The organism is Sphingobacterium psychroaquaticum, from assembly GCF_004421025.1.
Classification (GTDB): Bacteria; Bacteroidota; Bacteroidia; order Sphingobacteriales; family Sphingobacteriaceae; genus Sphingobacterium; species Sphingobacterium psychroaquaticum.
This window is the reverse complement of sequence record NZ_CP038029.1, coordinates 715,991-739,574: the sequence shown is the minus strand read 5'-3', so window position 1 is coordinate 739,574 and position 23,584 is coordinate 715,991. Positions and strand designations below refer to the sequence as shown.

16 protein-coding genes are annotated in these 23,584 nt (G+C 41.4%); 3 read left to right on the top strand and 13 right to left on the bottom strand.

From position 1 onward, the window contains the following. From E2P86_RS03090 to E2P86_RS03065, 6 genes are all read right to left on the bottom strand, one after another. Positions 1-885 (bottom strand): putative zinc-binding metallopeptidase, encoded by an 885-nt coding sequence (locus tag E2P86_RS03090; protein ID WP_085472183.1) that lies wholly within the window; start codon positions 883-885, stop codon positions 1-3. A 3-nt stretch (positions 886-888) separates the two neighbouring features. Beyond that, positions 889-2,343, bottom strand: a complete 1,455-nt coding sequence (locus E2P86_RS03085) for a RagB/SusD family nutrient uptake outer membrane protein (RefSeq protein WP_085472184.1) — start codon at positions 2,341-2,343, stop codon at positions 889-891. A gap of 11 nt (positions 2,344-2,354) precedes the next feature. Beyond that, a complete protein-coding gene (locus E2P86_RS03080) occupies positions 2,355-5,903 on the bottom strand; it encodes a SusC/RagA family TonB-linked outer membrane protein (protein ID WP_234991118.1) in 3,549 nt (1,182 codons plus the stop codon). Between the two features lie 258 nt (positions 5,904-6,161). Next, on the bottom strand, positions 6,162-7,340 hold the full coding sequence (locus E2P86_RS03075) for a FecR family protein (RefSeq protein ID WP_134430678.1): 1,179 nt from the start codon (positions 7,338-7,340) through the stop codon (positions 6,162-6,164). 91 nt (positions 7,341-7,431) lie between these two features. Then, a complete protein-coding gene (locus tag E2P86_RS03070) occupies positions 7,432-8,025 on the bottom strand; it encodes an RNA polymerase sigma factor (protein ID WP_166785133.1) in 594 nt (197 codons plus the stop codon). A 120-nt stretch (positions 8,026-8,145) separates the two neighbouring features. After that, on the bottom strand, positions 8,146-8,550 hold the full coding sequence (locus tag E2P86_RS03065) for a DUF1801 domain-containing protein (RefSeq protein ID WP_134430672.1): 405 nt from the start codon (positions 8,548-8,550) through the stop codon (positions 8,146-8,148). Positions 8,551-8,647: 97 nt separating this feature from the next. Between E2P86_RS03065 and E2P86_RS03060 the strand changes: the two genes are divergently transcribed. Continuing rightward, positions 8,648-9,229 (top strand): pentapeptide repeat-containing protein, encoded by a 582-nt coding sequence (locus E2P86_RS03060; protein ID WP_134430669.1) that lies wholly within the window; start codon positions 8,648-8,650, stop codon positions 9,227-9,229. Between the two features lie 24 nt (positions 9,230-9,253). Here E2P86_RS03060 and E2P86_RS03055 read toward each other — a convergent pair whose 3' ends face one another. The 3 genes from E2P86_RS03055 to E2P86_RS03045 are packed head-to-tail and all read right to left on the bottom strand — an operon-like array spanning position 9,254 to position 14,878. Next, complete coding sequence (locus tag E2P86_RS03055) at positions 9,254-10,771, bottom strand: DUF6850 family outer membrane beta-barrel protein (protein ID WP_166785132.1); 1,518 nt, start codon at positions 10,769-10,771, stop codon at positions 9,254-9,256. 26 nt (positions 10,772-10,797) lie between these two features. After that, positions 10,798-12,159 (bottom strand): DUF4876 domain-containing protein, encoded by a 1,362-nt coding sequence (locus tag E2P86_RS03050; RefSeq protein WP_134430662.1) that lies wholly within the window; start codon positions 12,157-12,159, stop codon positions 10,798-10,800. 4 nt (positions 12,160-12,163) lie between these two features. Continuing rightward, positions 12,164-14,878 carry a TonB-dependent receptor gene (locus E2P86_RS03045; protein ID WP_134430659.1) on the bottom strand — a complete coding sequence of 905 codons (2,715 nt, stop codon included), beginning with the start codon at positions 14,876-14,878 and terminating at the stop codon, positions 12,164-12,166. Positions 14,879-15,031: 153 nt separating this feature from the next. Here E2P86_RS03045 and E2P86_RS03040 point away from each other — a divergent pair, with 153 nt between their 5' ends. Next, on the top strand, positions 15,032-16,105 hold the full coding sequence (locus E2P86_RS03040) for a cytochrome-c peroxidase (protein WP_240775568.1): 1,074 nt from the start codon (positions 15,032-15,034) through the stop codon (positions 16,103-16,105). Between the two features lie 106 nt (positions 16,106-16,211). On the opposite strand, the gene E2P86_RS03035 is transcribed toward E2P86_RS03040, so the two are convergent. Then, entirely contained in the window at positions 16,212-17,336 is a 1,125-nt protein-coding gene (locus E2P86_RS03035) for a lipid II:glycine glycyltransferase FemX (protein ID WP_085472194.1), read from the bottom strand. 199 nt (positions 17,337-17,535) lie between these two features. Between E2P86_RS03035 and E2P86_RS03030 the strand changes: the two genes are divergently transcribed. Then, complete coding sequence (locus E2P86_RS03030; protein ID WP_134430653.1) at positions 17,536-18,495, top strand: glycoside hydrolase family 43 protein; 960 nt, start codon at positions 17,536-17,538, stop codon at positions 18,493-18,495. Between the two features lie 115 nt (positions 18,496-18,610). Here the strand turns inward: E2P86_RS03030 and E2P86_RS03025 are convergent, their stop codons facing one another. The 3 genes from E2P86_RS03025 to E2P86_RS03015 all read right to left on the bottom strand — a co-directional run bounded on the left by E2P86_RS03025 (position 18,611) and on the right by E2P86_RS03015 (position 23,565). Then, the gene (locus tag E2P86_RS03025) at positions 18,611-19,324 is read right to left on the bottom strand and encodes a basic secretory family protein (protein ID WP_240775567.1); all 714 of its coding nucleotides are present in this window, start codon (positions 19,322-19,324) and stop codon (positions 18,611-18,613) included. Further along, positions 19,321-21,660 (bottom strand): GH92 family glycosyl hydrolase, encoded by a 2,340-nt coding sequence (locus tag E2P86_RS03020; protein WP_394346505.1) that lies wholly within the window; start codon positions 21,658-21,660, stop codon positions 19,321-19,323. The genes E2P86_RS03025 and E2P86_RS03020 overlap by 4 nt, the downstream gene beginning before the upstream one ends. Before the next feature lie 96 nt (positions 21,661-21,756). Continuing rightward, the gene (locus tag E2P86_RS03015; RefSeq protein ID WP_134430649.1) at positions 21,757-23,565 is read right to left on the bottom strand and encodes a RagB/SusD family nutrient uptake outer membrane protein; all 1,809 of its coding nucleotides are present in this window, start codon (positions 23,563-23,565) and stop codon (positions 21,757-21,759) included. Between the last annotated feature and the right edge of the window lie 19 nt (positions 23,566-23,584).

Here is a 23,584-nt window from a genome sequence, read left to right as displayed (position 1 = left end):
TTAGTAATTCACTTTATTCACAACCGAATCCACGACAACATGTAAATCATGTAGATTCACACCCATAGTCTGGTACATCTGATGTACCATCTTGTACTTTGTTTCTAGATCACGGTTGCGGCTGATGTATGTTCTAATCGTACTTTGCGGAAACTTAACCATATACTCCACGGATGTTGCAAAATCTTCCTCCGGAGCATAACCACCATAGGGCTTAAAGAATCCATCGGCTTGTGCTTCTGCATCGGTACGCGGCCTTCCTGTTGCTGGGTTTGTAAAATAGCCCGCCAGCCCATAATACTTGCCTTGTGACACGCGATCATACAAGTAACCACGACCGTACTTATGATCGATTTGGTGGGCGTGCTCATGAAAAAGTGTTACAATATGGTCATACAACCAGGCTTTAGACGTAGAGTAGTTATTTACACCACCCATACCCAAACGATAAAACTGACCGTTCATACCCGCGCCAGCCGCCGTTCCTGTTGTCGTCGGATCGTTAAAGTGAACAAAACCACCCGCTAGAATAAACTCAATCGGCGTTTCTCCTGCAAAAAATTTCGGAAATTTTTCCTTTAATGGCTTCAACCATATTTTACTAAGCATAGTCCGTGTATAAGGCAATGCTTTATCATATTGCGGCGGCATAAAGAATGTCGTGCCGGCTATGATACGGGGAGTATATTCGTATATAATTTCCACACCATAAGCCTTCTGGATAGAGTCACACAAATAATCTAACTCATTCCATTTCGATTTCGGTTTAGGTTCTCTCTTAGAAAAATAGTCCGTACTCTCATCTATTTCTCCAAGTGGATAATTGTCCTTCTGACAAGCGGTAAGAAAGACAATGGATAATAAGATATAAAAAAGCTTCTTCATAATCTATCTTGGATTTAATTGATTCTCTAACAATGGATTTCCGACACGCGCTTGAATCGGAATTTGTATGGCCGTGCGCTTATCATTCGCTTTCAGGATGGTTGCCGTCTTAGGGTCCGTCCGAATCATGCGGTGCTCTACTTCGATACCCAAGCGTTTGATATCATACCAACGATAGCCCTGTCCCAATAATTCCAACTTACGTTCACGTAGTACCGCTGTCAAAGCATCAGCCGGATTACCCGGAGTCGTTAATGGTCTGTAATTTGCCGCCGTAAAACGTTCCTTACGTATCGCCTCGATATCAGCCATGGCTTTGGTTATGTCAGGGCTTGATTTACGGAGGTTTGCTTCGGCTCTGTTAAGTAACACTTCCTCCATCGTAAAACAATCATAACGAGATTGAGCCGCATTCGGATTGTTGGGTTGATTGGCATATTTTACAACCAATGCCACACTATCGATTACCGTTCCGCCAGAACTAAACATATGTGTTCTTAGATCTTGAGAAGGTGTCGTGTAAAAGATATTGTGCGCGATATAAAAACCGCCTAGACGATAACCAAAAGGACGACAAAGGAAAAGATTGGTCTGATTCACCAACAACAAACTTGGATGTTGCGTAGGGCTCATAATCTCTTGCGCCCAAAACGTTTCCATAGTGGTCGCTTTACGTGTCACATCCTCACTCATCTTACGCACGATAACGCCACGTTCACCAACCACTAAATCGGCATATCGTGCAGCTTCATCCCATTTTCCTTTATACAGGTTCAAGCGCGACATAAATGCATGGGCACTGGCAAGAGAGAAACGATAAGGCGTCCGTGGAACAAAAGCTTCACCCTTCTTCATTAACGCCAAACCCTCTTCCATATCCTTATCGATCTGATCATAAACCTCCTTTACCGTCGCTCTATCATATAAGTTTCTATTTCCCTTAGGTACTTCAAGGACTAAAGGCACCCCCAAATTTGTTGCATTCTCAGCCTCATTATAATGTAAACTGAACAAGTTCACCAAGCTAAAATAGTTGTAAGCTCTCAAAATCAAGGCTTCCGCACGTAATGCATCCTTTTGTCCTTGACTGCCCGTTGCCTTTTCCAATTGCTCCAAAGCCAGGTTGGCGTCGTATACTTTCCGATAATAATGTGTATACGCATGCGTGGGTGTAGCCGTCGTGATTGCATCCGAAAACTCATCCTCCCAACGATAAATCGGTAGATAGGTCGCACCATTACTCGCTTGCATAGTTGATGCGTAATGATGTAGATTGTCCGTCATAATCTCGGTAAACACATCCGCACGTACAGGATAAGCATTAGCAAGTAAAAGGTTGACATCCTCCACATCGTTAATCTCGACCCGGTTGTCATAAGGTGCATCTAAAAATTTATCACAGGAACTTGTCATTCCCAGTATGGCAGTCATCACCACCATATATAGTATCTTTTTCATATAATCTCCTCCTAAAAGCCTAACAATAAACGTAAACTAAATGAGCGTGGATTCGGCAATGACGTACCGCCGCTTAAGTATAGATCTGGGTCTACACCGCGTAAGCGTCCACTTGCCCAGTAATACAGATTGTTAGCCGATAACATGACGCGTGCATTTTTAACAGTTGGCACCCTTCTGTTCAAGAATTGTCCAATATCATAAGCAAGCAAAACCTCGCTTAAACGAAGATTACTCGCATCGGCCGCTCTAAAATCACTTCTGTTATAAGCCGTCTCATCCATATTACTTTGGGTACCTACATGGATACGTTGAATCGTGCTCATCAAGCCCGGTATATTCGTATATTTCTCGTCTCCAATCGTTTGCCACCTATAGTTCAAGTCTCCAGATTTAGAACCAGAATCATCATAAGCTCGTTGGTAAATAGGTTGTGTAAATACCTTATGTCCGTAGGAATAGGTTAAGAAAACACGAAACTCTAACCCTTTATATTGAAACGAGTTTGCAATAGATCCCGTTCCTAAAGGTTGGCGACTACCTAAATACGTGATCAACGACCGATCCCGTGACGCCAAAGCAATCCCTTGGGTTTCTCCTTTATCGCTATTGAATAATGGTCTCCCCTCCGTACTCAATCTCGAATAGTTAAAACCAAACAACCCTTCCAACGGATAGTCAGTTATAGGGTAACCGTTCGGATTCGTAATCCGTGATAATTGAGCCGATTGCGCTTCGCCATCGATCAGCTTGTTCTTTACATAACCGTAGATCAATGTTACATCCCACTTGAAGTCTTCTTTGTTTAAAAGGTTACGGTATCCTAAAGTAATATCAACCCCATTGTTTCGCATCGTACCAAAATTGATTCGCTTAGAAACATATCCATCCTCTTGTGCAATATCAAATGGTACAACAAGATCCTTGTTCCGACGGGTATAGTATTCCGCCGTTAACGTTAATCTATTAAAAAGGGATAAATCAAAAGCGAAATTGGTCGTGTAATCTTTCTCCCACGCGAGGTTGTACAACTCAGGATCTAACACGTTGATACCTTTACTACTGTTAACAGGATCTAAACGAACCATATTGATGTAATTGGCATTGAGCATTGGCGAGGTTTCAAAACTATTCCCACGTAAGGCATGGCTCACACGAAATTTCAAGTAGTCGATCTTACCACTGCTATTTAAGTTCTCAAAGAAAGCTTCCTTATGCGCATTCCAGGCAAAACCAAGGCCGTAGTTTGGTAAAAATTTAGAACGTTGCATCCGTCCAAACATGTTACTCCCGTCTTGACGTCCACTTACATCAAAATTGTACTTATCTTTAAATGAATACTGAATATTTCCATAAAAACCTACGGATCTCCGATCTTGAAAGGTTTCTATGTAAGTACGGTCATCTCTATTCACCGCGTAAATCATTGCTAATGCAGAAGGAGCCGCAACCTTTCCTCCGTAGTACATATAGCCATATGCTTTAGAGTAGTCACGGTCCACATATGTTTTCTCAATCTCTACCCCAGCCATAACACTCAAATTATGGTCTCCAAAGCGCTCCGTAAAAGACAATTGATTTCGAGCACTCCAAAAAGACTGCATTGTATTCCACAGATAACGATAACCTCCCTCCGGTAAAATACTTTCTCTATAAGCGTATGGATCCCGTGGATCTTGATACAACAAAGCGTTTTGAGTACGCAAAACATCATTATAATCAACACGGTACGCATTGGCCATATTCGAACGTTCTGTTACAATATGGCTTACTTTACTTTGGTTTCTCCGGATAGCAAACGTACCATCGTAACGTAAGTTCTTCAGTATCCGATAGGTTGGACGTAAAATTAAACGAACCTCTTGCGCTTTTATGTCGTTGAAATTCTCTTTCAGCTCCTCTACAATATTAAAAGGCGTTAAGTTCTCCAGGTAGTAATTATAAGAGCCGTCCGCTTTGTATGGATACATGGCGCGACTCGTCTGCATGGCATACAAAAACGGGTTGATCTCAAATTCGCGTGTCACCTCAAAATAATTACTTGAAGCCAGCGTTTTTGACTCATTCGTACCCGGTGTTTTTTGATCTCTAGCACTCCAATTTAGGTTAACGTCTAAGTCAATTTTAGGCGTAATATTAAACACTGTGCGAGCATCTGTGGTATAGCGCTTCGTGCCAAAACCAATCGACTGTCCATTATCATCGGCAAAACTACCCGACACATAATACGTGTGTTTATCACCCCCTCCAGAAAACGAAAGACTGTGTTCTTGGATCAAATTATTACGGAACAGAACATCAAACCAATTTGTATTTGCTTTTGCGGACCTATTCAATTCATCGTAAGCCTGGTCTAACGTATAGTTTCGCAATGCGAGTTGACGGTAGGCTTCCGTAAATGCACCAGTATAGGTTGGCCAGTTCGCATTTGAAAGATAACCGCGGTCATACATTTCCTTATACAACTGCATCTCTTGTGCTGAGTTCATCAAGTTGAAAGAACCAATACTAGGCTTTAAACCCACAGACAAGGCGGTACTAAGATTAACACTCTTCGAATTGTAAGCCCCCTTTTTGGTGGTAATCGAGATAACACCATTCGCCGCCCGCGTTCCATACAGTGCCGATGCAGCTCCATCCTTTAAGATCTGGATATCCTCGATATCTTGCGCATTCAAGCCGGCAATTGCAGAACCCAGTACCGAAGCAGGATCTCCGCTATACAACTGGTTGACAGCAACATTTGCTGGGGAAGTGATCGGCACTCCGTTAACTACATAGAGTGGCTCCTGATTCGCACTTATTGAAGAGTTACCCCGGATACGGATTTTTGGTGTTGCACCAAACGTTCCCGATGTATTTTGCACGGATACACCCGCCGCAGCACCCTGAAGCATGCGTGACACGTCCAAAGCTCCAGATCGGTCAATGTTTTTCTTATCCACTTGACTGACGGAACCTGTAAATTTACTCTTATCAATCTTCTGGAAGCCCGTGACAACAACTTCATCTATATTTTTATCTTCAATAGCTAATCTGACCGTCATATTATTCGCCGCAGGTTTATCGACAGAAATATATCCGATAGAACTAAAGCGCAAGGCTCCATTAGGGTTGGTCATACGAATAGAGAAATGACCACCCTCACCAGAATTCGTTGTATTGGTCGTCCCAACTTCGACAATGGTGACACCCGCAAGTCCCTTTCCCCCATCGCCCAAAACGCGACCGGAAATGCTCTGCTGAACCACCTCTTCTTCATCTTTCGGTTCGGGATTAATCGTGATAATCCGATCCGACACAATATAGTTGAAAGGTTGTTTAGAAAAAACTTCATCCAAAACCTTCGCTAAAGGTACATTGTAAGCTTCGATAGAGACAGGACGGGCGTTTTTTAAATAGTTGGAATTAATTAAAAAGCTATACCCTGTTTGTTTTTTTAGCTCATTAAGGACGACCTCAAGTCGTTGGCTTTTAAAGTTAACTTTTACATTTTGGCCAAAGCTATTCGCAGAGACTTGGACCAAAAAAGACACCATGAGCAGTATGGTTAGTTTCATTGCTAGTAGGATTTGGTGGTTGACCAAAAGCCGAGTCTTCAATTTGTACCTATGTAAATAGACATGGAGAAGACCCCAAAACTTCTTTTTATTCATAATTACTAGTTAAGTGCAAAAATGGCGATAGAAGGTAAGTCTATCAGATTCACTATATTTGCACTGGTTAGAAAAATTTTTTATTACCGTAACGAATTTTGAAACCCTATAGCTGGGGGTGCTCCAACACCTCCAGTTTTTTGTTTCATAGTTAAATTATGTTTAGTTTTTTGTCACTAAAACCCTCCTTTCTTCAATTGTAAATTTATAGTTTGTATTCATTTCAAGAACTTTTAATAGCGCAGATAATTTAACCTTTCGAGAAACTGTTCCTGAGAGATGTACGTCTTCCAGGTTATTATCCGCAAAGACAACCTGCACATTATACCAGCTTTCAATTTCTTGTAAAATCTCATAAAAAGTACTATGATCGAAGGTAAACTCTTCATTCTTCCAGGCTACTTTCTGCGTCGGATTAAGAGACGAAATCTTAACCTCGTTCGTTACCATGGCTTGTTCTCCAGGTTTAAGAAAATAAGCCTTACCACCGGTTAGAATTTTAACACGCCCTTCCACCAGGGTTGTTCGTGCATAATCCGCTCGAGATACTACATTAAAAGATGTCCCTAAAACTTCAATGATCTGTTTCTCCATATGAACTTCAAAAGGTTTGGTCGCATCGTGCGCCACAGAGAAAAAAGCTTCTCCCTCTAGATATACTTCCCTCTTTTTTGCCGTAAAAGCAGACGGATAACGGAGCGTCGCTCCTGCATTGAGTTCCACTACCGTACTATCATCCAAACGCACCTTCATTATCCCGCCTTTAGGCGTGCTCACAGTCAAATAAATAGGCTCATTTTGCGTTGAATCTTGGTAGGTTAACGCACCATTTTCATCTTTATAGATTTGCATTCCGTCTTTGCTGTAAACAAGACCGACGGCCGAAGAATCAATACGTACCACTTCCCCATTTTCCAAGGTTACCGTAGCCATCGGACTGGCTGGATCCACATCATACACACCCCGTGAAGAAGATGTCGTTTCATCCTTATTCAAAATTTGACTCCAATACCAAGCTGCCCCAACAAGCAAAACACAAACGGCAGCCGCTATACGGAGCCATGGAGTAAACCAGACTGTCTTACCTGAAACCGCTGCTACATGATTGGGACTTCCTTCGATACGCTCAATTTCGTGCAGTACTTTCGCCAACACTTGATTGGCAGACTCCTCCGATAAGTGAGCCCGAACGGATATGGGCGTTTCTATCTCAGCAAGTATTCGCTCAAAGTCTTCATCAGACACATCTTCCAATAACTCCATAAGCTTGTACAGCTCCTCTTCCCTAATGGTGCCTTCAAAATAATGCAGAAGTAATTCTTTCAGGTATATATAATTCATAATTAGGCAGCAGACACAAACCTTTTTATGTCTTTTACTACTATTATTACGAACGAAAAAGAGGAACTCACTAGTTTATTTTGAAAAAAAATCAAATTTCTTTCAAAATCCACCATAGAAGGATAATTTTTAACTCTTTGTGATATTTAGCCGTGAACTGGCGCAGCGTTTTAGTTGCAGCAACAAGATGATTACTGATGGTGGATGTAGAAATATTGAGTAATTTACTAACCTCATCATAGGATTTACCTTCCAGCTTACACAAGCGAAAAGTCAGCTTTTGCTGTGGGGGGAGTTGTTCAATAGCTTCTTCTAGTATACTCCAGTCTTCACGACGTACATATTGATCTTCCATAGACTCAGATATGAGATCATGCTCCGTAAACAGGGTGTTAAAAATTGCATTACTCCGTGTATTGCGGCGAATAAGGTCGATAGCCATCGAATCGGCCATCCGATAAAGATAATGCTCAAAATTTCGTTCTGTATCTATGCTTTCTCGCCCAATCCATAGTTTTACAAAAACCGCCTGCAACACCTCTTTTGCATCCTCTGTGTCTTTGAGAATATAAACCAATCGACGGTAAATTAAGGCTGAACACTCCCGATAAATAAACTCGAAAGCTTCTTTGTCTCCCTCCGTAAAAAGGGATAAGACCGATCTATTAATTTTACCCGTGCCCACTATTCATATTAGGTTAACATAAAGTAAATGTAATCTATTGTCAGAGTATTTCCAAAAATAAAGGTTAAACGCATTACTTCAGAAACACAAAAAACAACCAAACAGAGCACACACACATACTTATATCTTCACCAACACGCCCTTTCGCTTCACGATATTCTTGTAGTCCCACTGTATCGTGCGCGACTTTTCAAGCCATCGCCTCAGATCAGCGACATCGATATCCGCCATCGTTCGATAAAAAATAGAAGCATCCTTAAACTTCGTTCCGCGAACAACTAACTTTTCTTCATCGAAGTCTGCACCACTCCAAAACATCAAACGCATCCCCTTCTTTTGCTTGCTATACCCCACAATAGGGTTGCCTTCTAGGAACCAAACAGGATGCGCATGCCATACCTTATTTTCGGCTTCCTGCAGTCCCCTACAGATCTCTTCCATCAAGTGGTTCGCCATCTCTTGGTCCGCGGGTTGCAACAACGCATTGTATTGCAAAACGTCCGCTGCATAAGTTATCTTTTTCATACTGGTAGCATGTTAACGTACTATTGCTACATATAAAAATAAGAAACTTTAGTACCTTTACAAGAGCCTGACAACAACGAACAAGCGCCACAAGCACATGGAAGAAACCGTATTTCATGAGGACAAAACGTTCTCTAATATCAATTATGCTGAAACAAAATTACGTGATCGCGAGTTTGTACACTGTACATTTTTAAACTGTAACTTCCATAAAAGCGACCTAAGCGATAATAGTTTTGAAGATTGTGTATTTCAGAACTGTAACTTCTCCATGACGATATTGAATGGTGCGGGTATGCGAGATGTAACCTTTATAGAGTGCAAAGTATTGGGAGTAGACTTTACCAAATGTAACAAATACATGTTTTCATTTTCCTTTACAAACAGTTTTTTGGACTACTCCATTTTCTATGGCCGGAAACTTAAAAACACAAAGTTCGTAGGCTGTACACTGAAAGAAGTAGACTTTAGCGAAACAGATTTATCAGGATCCCTATTTGATAACTGTGACCTTACGGATGCACGTTTCTTAAACACCAATTTGGAAAAAGCCGATTTCCGTACCGCACGTAATTTCACCATATTCCCCGAAGCCAACAAAATGAAGAAAGCCAAATTCTCCGTCCTTAACTTAAGTGGATTGCTTTCTCATTACCAACTAGAGATCTCAACAGAATAAACGTTAAGCAACCGATTAAGGGTGTTAAAAATATAAATTAATACCAACCATAAAGTTATTACGTCTTGGATTACTAGGAAAATTTAGAAAAGAAAGCTGTTCACTTTTTGGAGGACTTCCCTTTTCAATTTGATACGCAAACTTAAAACCTACGAGGTACTGTGAGGTAGTTGTCTTTGTTAACCACTCGGTCGACAGCTCGCTTGAAAAAGCACTCATCTTGTAAAAATAGTAATCCCACAATACTACATTTTTTATGTAATTGTTGTTTGCATTTTCAGAGTAAGATAAATTATCTGATAAAGAAAAGCGATACGCCATGTTCAAGCCGCCCTTAATCTGGTTCTTTTCATTAGCCTTCAAATTCAACCCTACTTTGGGGATTATCCTAGCATACGTATTAGTGACATCGACCAACGTAGCGTGGTCTTTACGGTGTATATTAAAATGCTCTATTGACACGCCATAGGTATAATTCCATCGACTAGAGTGTCGAGATTCACCCATATAATCCAATTGACTCGTCAATAAGTCTACTTCATAATTTACTTTATTAAGGGTGGGTGAAAAAGTAATAAAGCCATCTCTTCCTGTCACATAATCTCCTTTGAAGGCCAGCAAATGCCAAGAATTACGTATCGGAAACTGCACTAAACCCGAAAATTTATAACGATCCTCCGCATATTTCCCCCTAATATTATAAACCTTACTTGTTGCCTTCAAATCTGTAGTGAGCTCCTCCTTACTTTTCTCATACCCCACGCTCAAATCAATTTTCATTCTTTTACCACTTTTATGAAACGTAAGCTCCCCCCCTAGATAATCTCTATATTTCCGCGCGTTCAGCGAATCTTTGATACTGATATTTCCATATCCAAAACTTGCATAATGTATCCGATCTGGGAACTGTAGACTTTGGCTATAATTTTTGTTCTTGTAGGATATGTTTTGCGTCTCATTCCCTCGTCCAAGAATTGCCTTTAAACCAACATTAAAGCCATCAAAATTCATAATAACTCCAGGATTATATTTAAATGTAAACACCTTGTTGTCAAACCGAGGATCCACCGAACCGGTGGTCCAATGACTGAGGTAATACACGTTCATAAAGGGCGAAAGCCTTTTCGACAACTTATAGGAAAGCGTAAAATTGCTTTCATAATTCTGTCGTTCATATTCGCCTGCCTTAGCCGCAAAATAATGATACGGAGACCATATATCGACAACACTTTTCTGACCATATGCGAGACTATCTACGAAAATCTTATTGAAGCGAAAATCTCCCGAGATCGTAAAACGGCCTAATGAATTTGCGCCAATTGCATAGAAATCAACGACACTTTCCCTATATGGAGATTGTGCCAGTCGAAAATTACCTTTATCCCTACCATATGTTAAAGAGACCTCGCCAAACATATCCGGTGATGTCTGATTGTGCTTTAAAAAATTCTCGTGATATATTCTTTTCGAAATATCAGACATATATATAGAATCATTACCGACCTGTGCGAACAAACAGGTCGGTAACAATATAAAAAACATGATAATAAGAAAGGTGTTTCTCATTTTTAGTCGATAAAAGAAGCGTTACCTTTATACGGGTCTGCTTTAGGCAGCACGCCAAAGTCATTTAACGAATTATTGGTATCTTGCAGAATTCTACGACCATTCACCACCTGTTTAGTTTTGCGAACAATAGACTGACTGGAGTACGGACCTGCATCTATCGCTTTACTTCCGGCATCTTGTTTTAAGGGTAATCTTCTCGGTGTTTTATCTTTTTCAATAACAGAGGATACTTCGACAGCATCAACGAGATACTTCACAGGAACTTGTGGATAATACGTTGTTTTATCTGTAAACGCTCTTTCTGTAGGGTTGGCGTACTTCGGAAAACTATGTATATCAACTTGCGCATCAGCCTTGAACAACGCATAAGACTCTTTACCTTGCGGGTTTAAAATCATATCGCGCATTCCTGTTGCAAAGATCGTTTCCACGTCAGTAACACTGGGGTTATCAATATCAGAGGCAAACTTCGCCCGTCCTGGCTGTATCTTCTGCTCATACGGATACAAATACACCTCAAAGTCCGCTTTGCTTAGGTCAATGGTCAACGTGGCATCTTCAATTTCTTGAACTTTATCACTGTTCAAGGTATATGGCTTGGTGTGGTCTATCGCAGTTTCAGCTATGATGAAACTACTTCCCGGTTGAACTGGATATTTATTCCCGGCACCGTTCGAAGGCACCATAAAGATAGCTTTTGTGTAGACATAATCCTCATTCGCATTACCAATAGCACTCATATTAAGCGATTGTGTCCAATCATACTGAAGATTTGGCAACAGATAGTCTTCCTTGGTATTATTCGCCTTTCCATATACGATCGCGAAACATAGACTGTCTGCATATAATACTTCGTTCGAATTGTTATAAATCTCGACAAAAAAATCACGTACACCAGCACCTTTTGACGTGTTCGAACCGGCATAATAAATCTGCTTAAACACCCAGTTTCCCAAGGGAGCACTAGATACCAACTGAACATCAGAAGCGTGGTTCTCGACGTACATTTGATTATCCATACTGTAATTCAAATGCAACTCTTCGGAGATAGCTAAGCCCGTCAACGTGCTTACTTCCGCTGCGGTAAGCACAAGGGAGACATTAACAGAATAAGTACCCGGCGTTATCCCTGCAAACTGTACCTTACCATCCGAAGTTGCCTTAGCGGTATATTTTTCGTTATTAAGCTTATTCGTTAAAACAATATTAGCTTTTTCAAAAGGGACCTTGAATGTTATACTATTGGGGTCTACAGTAAGTTGATACGTTAGACCGATTGACTGAACCGTATCAACATCCTTTTTACACCCTTGTAAAATAGTTAGGGTCAAGATAAAAAGTAAAGATAGTTTGATTTTCATTTTACTAGAATTTAAAGGAGATACCTCCTGTTATACTTAATGGTGCGTTAAATTTCTCAACGGTAAAACTCTCCACATTAGTCGGTGAATAGATAAGGTTTTCGGGTTGTATATTGAGTACGTTATACGCTGTCACTGCAATTCTAAATCTCTTTTTAAGCTCTTTGGCTACCGAAAGATTCAAGCAACCATAGATAAACGGTTGGTTATTTTTTGATAAACTTAAATCACGAACGGGAATTTTCTCAAAATCTGCGGGATAAGGCTTGGCATTGCCAGCCAAGTCTTGATAAAAAGTAGACTGCTGTATTTTGTCTCCATACTTACTACGGGTCCTTCTTGTCCAAAATAAATCAAAATTCGCCATCACGATAAAGCCCAAGCGGGGGATATGTGTCGTTGTTCCTAGTTTACTCATCACGTTTAGTTTGGTATCATAGGAACTTGGCGGAAATAGGACATACCATATTTTTTCACCCTGGATATCAATCCCTTCGCTCAGCGATACGATATCCGTACCTCTAGGCCGTTCCTGTGATACCATGACGGAGGTGCTAAAATTCAACGAAGTATGTATAGGCTCAATCTTTTTGACGTTGACCATCCAATCCAATCCATAAGTCATTAAGTTTAGTAGATTATCCATCCGATAGTCTCCATAACCATAGAAATTGACAAAACCTCCTGTTTGATCATAGATCATCTTTTTCTGCACCGCATCAAAATAATATGTGTACTCCGGCAAGGTGGTTTGTTTATATTTTTTGACGGTCGAAAATCCGTCTGTGTTATTTTTCCAATATGCGGTCAAAGAAGAACTGAACCAAGGGTGTTGGTAACGAACTCCAACCTCAGCTTGCATAGATTTCGACGGTTTCAGATGACTATTATCGGCTATCATCTTCTCGGTATAAACTAGGTATAAAGAAGCGTCCGAATTATAGGCTAGGATAAGAGGAATATCTAAGAAGGTGGGTGCTGGATAACGGTGTGCCATTGTAGGACTCTTGGATGAAACTCCAAAAGCAGCCGTAAAGTCCAGATTACGGTTCCATTTAAGTACCGTGCTCAATCTAGGCTGTACAGACCATGATCCATTCTGCTGATCCAAACGCATACCTAAGTTTGAAATAAGCTTGCGCTCGCCAACTTTAACCGAAAAATTATCTGAAACAAAGAAACCATAGTTTATAAGCGGATCTAGATATTCGAAAGAATATGGTCTTGCATTTTGTCCTCCCTGATTGATCCATCGGGGCTTATCAGGATCTGCAATAATTCCCTTACCACCATTATTCGAATAGTTTCCAGAAAAACCATACGACAGCACATGCAAAACATCGCCTGTATACACATGAGCATTCGCATTCAGGTTCATACTCCCGGTAACAGGCTTTCCGCTAATTTCCTCTTCGGCTATGTAACGTCCCGATAATAACACGCCTTCATAGATACCCGTGGTATCCTTGTAACTATATCCCTTGGGGCTTTGGTTCAATTTCCATTGTTTGTAGCTATGCTGCTGCCCCTGACTATATGAGAATGTTAAATTGATATTTTTTGCAAAGGAGCTTTCCGTCCTTAGATTTAAGCGATTGCTAATCCGTAAGCCATAGTCCCTCGAATAAGAAAGCTGCTCTGTTTCATCATCAGGATCTTGCTTAACTTGATCAATCTTTTTATTAAAATCTAAACTCAACGTATTTCTTAGCTTTTTCGTGAAATTTTTACTCCACATAGCCGATGTACTCAAACGATTAAACTGCTTTACCTTATCGCGTGGATCGGGGTTACTAATCGCATAATTAACTGCTAAATTTAAGGCTCCTGCTTTTTTTGACAGTTCTACCCCTTTTGAAAGACTGAAATTTGTGGAACCACCATTAACATTCGTCACAAAAGACCAAGGGGTCTTGGCAGCTTTTCGATCGATAAGGATAGCACCATCCGTCAGTTCGGAGAACTGTGCCGAAGCAACACCTTGAATGATCTCTACCTTTTCAATGGTCTCAACAGGGATATCCCGCAAGTCGATGCCTTGGAATGGAACATCACCACCTGTATAGGACTTGGCGCCTGATAACGCTCCTCCGCCCATCGAAAACTGCGACAAAGAACGCGTCTGCATGTTTGCGTCATTGGAAAGATTAACACCATCCACGACGATGGCAATACCCAATGAATTATTTAATGCATAGTTCCCCTCTTGATTACCTCTGAGATTCAACATTTGTGGTTTGTCAATATTGGGAGCTACCGTCGCTTTTCCGGGAATTGTATTTAGAATATCCATCAAACTAAAAGCCTGAATTCGTTCTATAGCTTCTTCATCAAATACAATAGAACTATTGGAATTGATGGTATTTTGAAGAATAGGATTAACAGTGATCTCTTTAAGCGTGTAACTCAATTCTTCCATTTTTATCCTCAGTACACGAGAAAACTGTCCCCTTTTAATAACAAGCTGCTCTGTCTTTTTTCCAACCATCGTAATACGTAGATGGATCTCATTATAGTTTTTGGGTACAACAAGTGAAAAATTTCCATTTTCATCAGAAGATACCGTCGTTAACAACTCCTCCATATAGATACTAGCAAATTGCAAAGGAGTATCCTTCATATCAACCACAACACCAGAAATTCGCTCCTGTTGCGCGTTCAGTTGGGTCTGCAATACTAGAATAGCAGAAATAAAGAGTAATAATCTGACCAATTTCATTATTTAGAATAAATCTAATCTGGCAGCAAATGTAAAACATCTTTTTTATTTATACCAATTCTAAATAAAATATTATTTTTGCATAGGATTTCAAAGATGAAGAAAGCATTTTTTATACTGTTTATAATTTTAGGATTAATATCCTTTATTAGTATGAGAGGACAAGAAGCCGTTTCTCAAGACTATGTTTTGGCTCTCTATAACAAACCAATTAGCGAATGGCCAAAACCACAAATAGACTCAGGTATTGCATGGAGCGAATTTAGGTCCCTACCAAAAGTTGACACCAGCTATTTCGCCTTAATGGAACAACCGGATATTAAACTTGGGAAGTTTCTATTTTTTGACCCGATCTTATCCGGTTCAAATCAAATATCATGCAGCAGCTGCCACAACCCACAAACATCGTGGGCAGACAAATTAACGGTACCAGTGGGCCACGATCACTTGGAAGGAACTCGAAATACACCTTCATTGCTTAACGTCTACGCAAGAAAATCCTTCTTTTGGGATGGTCGTGCAGGTTCCTTAGAAGAGCAAGCGTTAGGTCCAATCGAAGCACATCACGAAATGAACATGGAAATCACTAAGTTGATTCCTAAACTCAAAGCGATCCCCGCATATAATGATCTTTTTATCGCAGCGTATGGGGATGCAGACTATTCTTTGCCGGAAGTGATGAAAGCACTCGCTGCCTTCCAACGTACACTAACCAGTCGTCGTAGCCGCTTTGACGAATTTTTAGACGGAAACTATAAAATGCTCAACAGCAGCGAGATTCGCGGACTTCATTTGTTCCGAACAAAGGCACGCTGTATGAATTGCCACCATGGTCAGTTTTTTACAGACGAAAGTTTTCATAATATAGGATTAACCTACTATAAAAGAAAGTACCAAGATCTAGGACGTTATGAGGTAACAAAAAAGGCGGAAGACGTAGGTAAATTTCGCACACCATCTTTACGAGATGTCATGAATACTGATCCTTGGATGCACAACGGTTTGTTTTGGGATATGACCGGTCTCCTAAATATGTACAACAGTGGCATGCAAATGAATTCCCCAAAAGCGGACGAAAAAGAAGCAGACCCTCTATATCCTGTCACCGATCCATTGATGAAAAAATTAAATCTAAGTAAAGATGAAATTCAGGATTTGAAAGCATTCTTAGAGTCTATCACAGCCACCAAATATCGAATGCATAGACCAGAAAAATTACCTCGATAACAAAGGTAATCCGTCTTTAGAAGTTGTTGACACGAGGGTAAAACAATTTTTGTATCAACAGTAAAAAAAGAAGACCGTTAGCTCAATGAAACTAACGGTCTTCTTTTTAACTCAAATGGTAGCTTTGGTTTTTAAACTCCATCGAGATATAATACTGGTATTTATCTTTATTTAATGGATAATCCCAACACCCCATTCGGTGATACATACTTCCACCAAATCCCGTTTTGAAACGATACAGTCCATACATAGGGTGCGAGGGATCCGCCTTAGGCGCCACACCAAAAAAATCATACTCCGTACACCCTTTCTCCTTCGCCAATTCCATAGCACGCCACTGCAACGCATAGGTCGCCATATAGTTTCTATTTTCGGTAGCCGACGCGCCATAAAGATAGGTACCGCGATTTGCAGAAACCACTAAAAACATGGCTGCTAAAGGAACATCGTCTACCTCCGCCACAAGCAGATAAACATCGGCCGGAGATAAGGTATCATTTGCACGTGCGGTAAGTACAATTCTAAAATAACTGATATCGTGTAAAAAGAAATTATTACGCTGTGCCGTCTGCCGATATAATTCGTACCAAATTTCCAAACTTTCCAATCCCAGTGAACGAACCTTCACCCCTTTCCGTTTAGAAAGATTGATGTTGTAGCGTGTCTTAGGCTTCATCTCCCCCAACAATAGATCGTGATTTTTTTTCAGATCCATGAAAATAGTGTTCGAAGGTAGAATATCGGTATTCGCTTTCTTTAGGTTCCAGTTCTCGGTACTGAAATTGAACCGAATCTCTTGTATCTTCCGATCAGGCACACCGATCCAATTGCCATGCAGATCATAACAATCTTCATCTTTAGCCCATAGTGATTCCCAGGAAAGATCATAGCGTATCATGATACAATTACTCGGTAAAAAAGAACGTAAGCTCTCTGAAAGCTGCTCCAAGAAATAACCTTGATTTTCGGCCGAAGGCTCAATTTCAGGCCCGTAAGGCACATAAGCAATACAGTGTTCCTGATCTATGTTCTGAATCAGAATCAATAAATCACCCACGAAATACGTATTATCCTCACTATCAGAAAAGAGGTCTGATTTTTTTACCTTAAAATTGTATGCTTTAGACTCTACGCCCTGCATCTTCTTTACCTCAGACCAATACGAAGTCTGTTGGATAATGGATGTCCGAAATACTTCCTTGATTTCTTTATCCTCTACATCAGCAATCATGATTTTCTACTATTCTAGTTATAAGGCATACATGTTCTCAAAAAACTATAATCAGATCCAATTTTAATGCCCAAAAACCACAAAGATACCTAAATCATTTGACAAAGGCCTGAAGCCATGTCACGAATATGTTAAAAAGCTAATACACAAATTGCTAAAAGGTTTTTGTATATTTAAAACACACCTAAACAAAACACAAATGAATAAACTAAAAAATTATGTATTACTGGCGTTGATGGCTAGCTTTGGTGAGGCATCCGCACAGCAAAATCCAGTCATAAAAGGTTGGTATGCCGATCCAGAAGGCATTATTTACAACAATAAATATTGGTTGTTCCCTACGTACTCTGCCCCTTATGAAAAACAGGTATTCTTTGACGCTTTTTCTTCCAAAGATATGGCAAGCTGGACGAAACATGCGCGGGTGCTGGACACGGCCGCCATTAAATGGGCAAAAGAGGCAATGTGGGCCCCTAGTGTTATCGAAAAGGAAGGAAAGTACTATCTTTTTTTTAGTGCCAATGATGTCCATGAGGGAGAGGTTGGCGGGATTGGGGTTTCCGTCGCAGATCGACCAGAAGGTCCCTACAAAGATCTAATTGGAAAGCCGCTAATCAACCAAATTATAAACGGCGCCCAACCCATAGATCAATTTGTATTTAAGGATAAGGACAATTCATATTACATGTTTTACGGGGGCTGGCGTCACTGCAATGTTGTGCGGTTAAATGCAGACTTCACCGGTATTGTCCCTTTTGCAGATGGTTCCCTCTACAAAGAAGTAACACCAGAAGCTTATGTTGAAGGCCCTTTTATGTTTATTCGTAATAACAAGTATTATTTTATGTGGTCTGAAGGCGGTTGGGGTGGCCCCCATTACAAGGTAGCCTACGCAATCAGTGACAGCCCATTGGGACCGTTTCGGCGGATAGGCACCGTGCTAGAGCAAGACGAACTTGTCGCAACCGGCGCGGGCCATCATTCGGTAATCCAAGTGCCCAACCAAGACAAATACTTTATAGTATACCACCGCAGGCCCTTGGGAAAAACAGGTGCTAATGAGCGCGAAACCTGTATCGACAGCATGACTTTTGATCAAAATGGTCATATTAATCCAATAAAGATGACATTCTCGGGTGTCACCCATGTACTGGATTAACCACAAAACAGGGGTCAAAAAGACCCCTGATTCAAACTAACAAAAACAACGACAAACCGGTGTTGCTTACCTTGAGGTGGTACCAGTCTATGATCCAACCATATCTACTTTTAAACTAAATTGCCGGATTTTTTGCATACCGCATCCATAACTCATCAACTGTAGACCCCGTTTCTCTTTTCCAAAAATCATCGGAATATGTCTTAGTACGCATGGCTAAGTCAAGTTTTTGAATAACCCCTTTTCTTACTTTTGTCTCCATCCAGTAAAAAAAACGTGCCGTAATACGATAAGCATCCGTATACTGCTGTGTCTCCTTAAAATCTGGCAATCGCCAATTTGCGCCTGCATTGTCTACACCATCCACAAAACGTACATAATCTGCGATCCCTTCTGTAATCCACCAAGGTCCCGAACCATTTGGATAACCCTGCACAATATGCATCACCTCATGCGTCACCACATCGATGTCCCCCGGATTCTTAGCAAACCACTTCGGACTGTAACGGACGATTCCACCGGCCGTGGCAGCAACCCCATCATAATCAGGATCGATGACGAACGTCACCGAGCGTCGGCTCTTTTTATTATACTTTTTCACCAGCTTGGGGTAGTTCAAAAAGTAGGTATCGATCAAACGTTGTTTTAATCGAGCATCAAAACCCTTCTCCTTGTTGATCCAAATTAAGGTAAACCCTTTTTTGTGCATGGTATCCACCTCTACCGCAACTTGAGCATCGTCACGTGCATGTTCCCAGTTCTGCGCACTACTGTTAAGGCATATCAGTACAAGCATACCTAATAAAACTACTTTCATTCTTTTCATCATTTTTTACCTTTTTTAGTTTCTTGAAGTTCACTCGTCATCGAGTACGGGACACTACTGTTATCAACTCCACGTTTCTTGTTTGGTACAACGCCCATATCAAAAACAAGCGACCCTCCCTGAAGCAAAGCGTGGTGTCCCACCCAATTTTTGTCGTGGTTCTTACCGTTAAACATTAATTTTTGCACATATACATTATCTTTTCCTCCATTTCGAGCATCGATGGTTAGTTTTTTACCATTCTCAAACAACAAAGTTGCTTTATCAAACAATGGTGCACCCAAAACATATTCGTCCGTAGCTGGGCAAACGGGATAAAAGCCTAACGCAGAAAAGACATACCAGGCTGATGTTTGCCCATTATCCTCATCCCCGCAGTAACCATCTGGCGTGGCTTGATACATCCGATCGAGAACCTGACGCACCCAATATTGTGCCTTCCATGGCTCACCCGCATAATTATATAAATAAATCATGTGCTGGATAGGTTGGTTACCATGTGCATATTGTCCCATATTCGCAATTTGCATCTCGCGAATCTCGTGAATCGTTCCGCCATAATAGGAGTCATCAAATAAAGGAGGTTGATTAAATACACTATCCAGCATATGGACAAACGTATGCTTTCCTCCCATCAAATCAATTAACCCCTGAACATCATGAAAAACACTCCAAGAGTAATGCCAGCTGTTACCCTCGGTAAAAGCATCCCCCCATTTCAGCGGATTAAAAGGAGACTGGAAACGGCCATCTTTATTTTTTCCACGCATCAAGTTGGTGGATGGATCAAAGAGGTGCCTATAATTCTGGGCACGTTTAGCATAAAGATCAATCTCCTCTTTGGGGCGATTCAATGCTTTGGCTAACTGATAAATAGCAAAATCATCATAAGCATACTCCAAGGTTCGAGCGGCATTCTCATTGATACCCACATCATAAGGAACATAGCCTAGATCATTATAATATTGCACCCCCTTACGGCCAACTGCAGTCATTGGTCCCTCGTTGTTGGCACCATGCAGCAGGCCCTGGTACAAGGTTTGGATATCGTAACCTCGAGCCCCTTTTAAATAGGCTTCGGACACCACGGAAGCGGAATTATTACCGATCATAATATCGGCATAGCCCGGGCTGCTCCACTCCGGCAAGAATCCACCTTCCAAATACGCATTCAGCAAACCCTCTTGCATTTCGGTATTAATCGAAGGATACATCAGGTTAAGAAATGGATACAACGCCCGAAAGGTATCCCAAAACCCCGTGCCACCAAAAAGGTAACCCGGAAGGACCTTACCATTATAAGGACTGTAGTGTACCACCTCCCCGGCTTTGTTTATCTCGTACAACTTGTTAGGAAAAAACAACGTGCGGTACAACGTAGAATAAAAGGTTCGTAACTGATCGATATCCTTTCCCTCGACAGACAACCGTCCAAGTTTTTCGTTCCAACTGTTCCGGCCATCCTGCTTTACTTGGGCAAAACTCTTCGTGTCGACTTCTTTCAAGTTCTGTAAGGCCTGATCAGCGCTTATAAAAGACGACGCCACGCGCACCTCAATAGGCCGTGCTTTGTCTTTTACTTTAAATCCTAAGATAGCGCCGGTTTGCCCCGCCGTTGACTTACGCTGTCCAACCAATCGGTTATCACCCTCCCACGTAGAATAGTTATCAAATGGTTGGTCGAAGACCAGAACAAAATAGTTTCGAAAATTGGGCAACTTACCTCTCGAATAGCGCGAAGAATAGCCTATCACCATATTTTTTTCAGGAATAATCTCTACCTCCGAGCCTCTATCAAAAGCATCCAACACAATAAAGGCACTATCTGTCGGGCTAAACGTAAAGCGATGTATGGCTGCTCGCTCTGTTGGGGTTACCTCTGCGGTGACATCGTGATCCGCTAAATATACCGAGTAATAATACGGTTTGGCAACCTCTGATTTATGCGAGAACCAGCTCGCTCTTTTTTCTTGATCAAAGACCCCCGTACCGCTCACCGGCATAAGCGAGAACTGACCGTAATCATTCATCCAGGGCGAAGGCTGATGCGTTTGCTTTATCCCTCTTATTTTATCGGCCGTATAGACGTACTGCCAACCATCCCCATTTTTACCGGTTTGGGGGGTCCACATATTCATGCCCCAAGGAAGCCCCACGGCAGGATAGGTATTCCCATTGGATAGAGACACTTTGGAAAGCGTGCCCATCAAAGGGTTTACCAGGTCTACAGGATCAATACTTTTGCCATTGAGCTTTTGTCCGAACGCCTGACAACATACAAGGGAACAAAGCCCCAAAAAAAGTAGTTCGCGTAAATAATAGTGTTTAATCATCATCATATAAAGTTTCATCTAAATAGATAGAAGAACCAAAGACGGGATCAGCTGTAGCTCACGCCTTTGGTTCTATATCGATTCCATCCTTAGGCAGTTTTTCTACCAACCTGGATTTTGAATCATTTTTTCGTTCCGAAGGACTTCCGTGTTAGGTATGGGGAATAAGTAATCGCGATCTTTATTGAACACCCGGTTTTCAATCAGCGTTCGCTTAAAGAAGTTATCCCCGTCAGCGCTTAGATTCATGCCATACACGGCACCATGGTGTGTCTGCTCTGCAATTTTCCACCTTCGCGTATCGAAGAAACGGACATTCTCAAAAGCAAGCTCAATCTGCCGTTCGCGCCGTATAGCTTCACGCATAGCCTCCTGATTACTGGGAACAGGGATATTCGCGCTACCATACACCGGTATACCGGCACGCTCTCGAATCAGATTTACATACTTGAGAATATCAGCATCCCCGGGTTGTCCTTCATTCAAGGCCTCGGCATAATTCAAGTACACATTGGCAAGCCGCAACAAAAGAGCCCCTCTATTGTTGCCATTTGCACCCACATTCTTACGTACCGTATATCCCGTAGGCGTCACATCAGATGTACTTTGCGATCGACCCGAGTTTCCACTATAATTAAATAGAGACAGCACAACCGTACTACTATTGGATTGATTTAACCAATAACTTCCACTATAGGTGATCCCCACATAAAACCGAGGCTCTCGATTCACATACATATTAAAGGTCGTACGCCCTGCTACATCGTAAGGTGCTTGATAGTTCGAAAAACCTTGCTCACTATAACCGGAGTTAGCATCATTTATCGGCAGACCATTGGCCATCAAGTAAGCATCGACCATAAATTGCGTAGCCCCCAACGCACCTCCCCCCTGCGCCCCCGAAGGAAAGCCAACATGCTTGGGCGTACGATCGTACTGGGTATTATTTTCGCTGACAGAACGGGCAAAAATCCATTCCTTGTTCCAATCAGCAGTCATTACATTGCGGCACGACAAATAGGCTGCTCGAAAAGGATTGGCGTCCGTCACTTTATACAGATCGTAATATCTCGGCACAAACTCATCAATAAATTCTTTTGCTGCCGTAGCCGCAAGTCGCCATTTATTGGGATCGTTTACACTGGCGTACAAGGCTGTTCCGTCAACGTTCTTCAAATTTGCATAAGCTGTATTTCCATTAAATAATGGACTGGCAGCTAATAGCAACGCTTCCGCTTTATACCCCTTCGCCACGCCTTTTGTTAGCCGTCCATATTCCTCACTGATCGGTTCATATGGCAGATCCTGATATGCTTTATCCAATTCTGAAACAATAAAGGTGATACAATCGTCAAAAGGTGTACGTGGAAGCTTAAGCTCCGCAATAGGCGAATTAAGATCCAAATAGCTTTCCCCAAGGATAGGAACAGCACCGAAACTGCGTACCAAATAGAAATAATACAGGGCACGAAGTGCACGTGCCTCCGCCTTGTAAGTTTTACGCATCACATCTGTAACCTCGTATGCATTGGATTGGTCGATATTTTCAATAAAATATGATGCATTACGAATCCCTCGGTAATAATTATTCCAAAAATTTTGGATGGTTCCATCCGTACGGCTCCAAACACCAGCCGTCATGTTGTTTGCATAGTTAAAATCCCAGGTATATTTAGCTTCATCCGAAGCCGCAGTCCAGGGACCCGAATTTTGGGTCACGACAAAACGCTGCCTCAACTCATTCGGCACGGTGCTGTAAATATTCGCCAAGAACTTATCCGTGTTCGCTTTCGATTTGAATATATCATCGATCGTTAATACATCGTCAGGCACCTGATCCAGGTAATTTTTACAACTATTTAATGAAGACATCACCAGAAGTCCACATAATATCCATATCGCTTTTTTCATTTTTTCAGTATTAATCAAT

Coding starts and splice junctions, on each gene's coding strand:
- E2P86_RS03090 (WP_085472183.1), bottom strand. CDS start 885: ATGAAGAAGCTTTTTTATATCTTATTATCCATTGTCTTTCTTACCGCT.
- E2P86_RS03085 (WP_085472184.1), bottom strand. CDS start 2,343: ATGAAAAAGATACTATATATGGTGGTGATGACTGCCATACTGGGAATG.
- E2P86_RS03080 (WP_234991118.1), bottom strand. CDS start 5,903: ATGAAACTAACCATACTGCTCATGGTGTCTTTTTTGGTCCAAGTCTCT.
- E2P86_RS03075 (WP_134430678.1), bottom strand. CDS start 7,340: ATGAATTATATATACCTGAAAGAATTACTTCTGCATTATTTTGAAGGC.
- E2P86_RS03065 (WP_134430672.1), bottom strand. CDS start 8,550: ATGAAAAAGATAACTTATGCAGCGGACGTTTTGCAATACAATGCGTTG.
- E2P86_RS03060 (WP_134430669.1), top strand. CDS start 8,648: ATGGAAGAAACCGTATTTCATGAGGACAAAACGTTCTCTAATATCAAT.
- E2P86_RS03055 (WP_166785132.1), bottom strand. CDS start 10,771: ATGTTTTTTATATTGTTACCGACCTGTTTGTTCGCACAGGTCGGTAAT.
- E2P86_RS03050 (WP_134430662.1), bottom strand. CDS start 12,159: ATGAAAATCAAACTATCTTTACTTTTTATCTTGACCCTAACTATTTTA.
- E2P86_RS03045 (WP_134430659.1), bottom strand. CDS start 14,878: ATGAAATTGGTCAGATTATTACTCTTTATTTCTGCTATTCTAGTATTG.
- E2P86_RS03040 (WP_240775568.1), top strand. CDS start 15,032: ATGAGAGGACAAGAAGCCGTTTCTCAAGACTATGTTTTGGCTCTCTAT.
- E2P86_RS03035 (WP_085472194.1), bottom strand. CDS start 17,336: ATGATTGCTGATGTAGAGGATAAAGAAATCAAGGAAGTATTTCGGACA.
- E2P86_RS03030 (WP_134430653.1), top strand. CDS start 17,536: ATGAATAAACTAAAAAATTATGTATTACTGGCGTTGATGGCTAGCTTT.
- E2P86_RS03025 (WP_240775567.1), bottom strand. CDS start 19,324: ATGATGAAAAGAATGAAAGTAGTTTTATTAGGTATGCTTGTACTGATA.
- E2P86_RS03020 (WP_394346505.1), bottom strand. CDS start 21,660: ATGATGATGATTAAACACTATTATTTACGCGAACTACTTTTTTTGGGG.
- E2P86_RS03015 (WP_134430649.1), bottom strand. CDS start 23,565: ATGAAAAAAGCGATATGGATATTATGTGGACTTCTGGTGATGTCTTCA.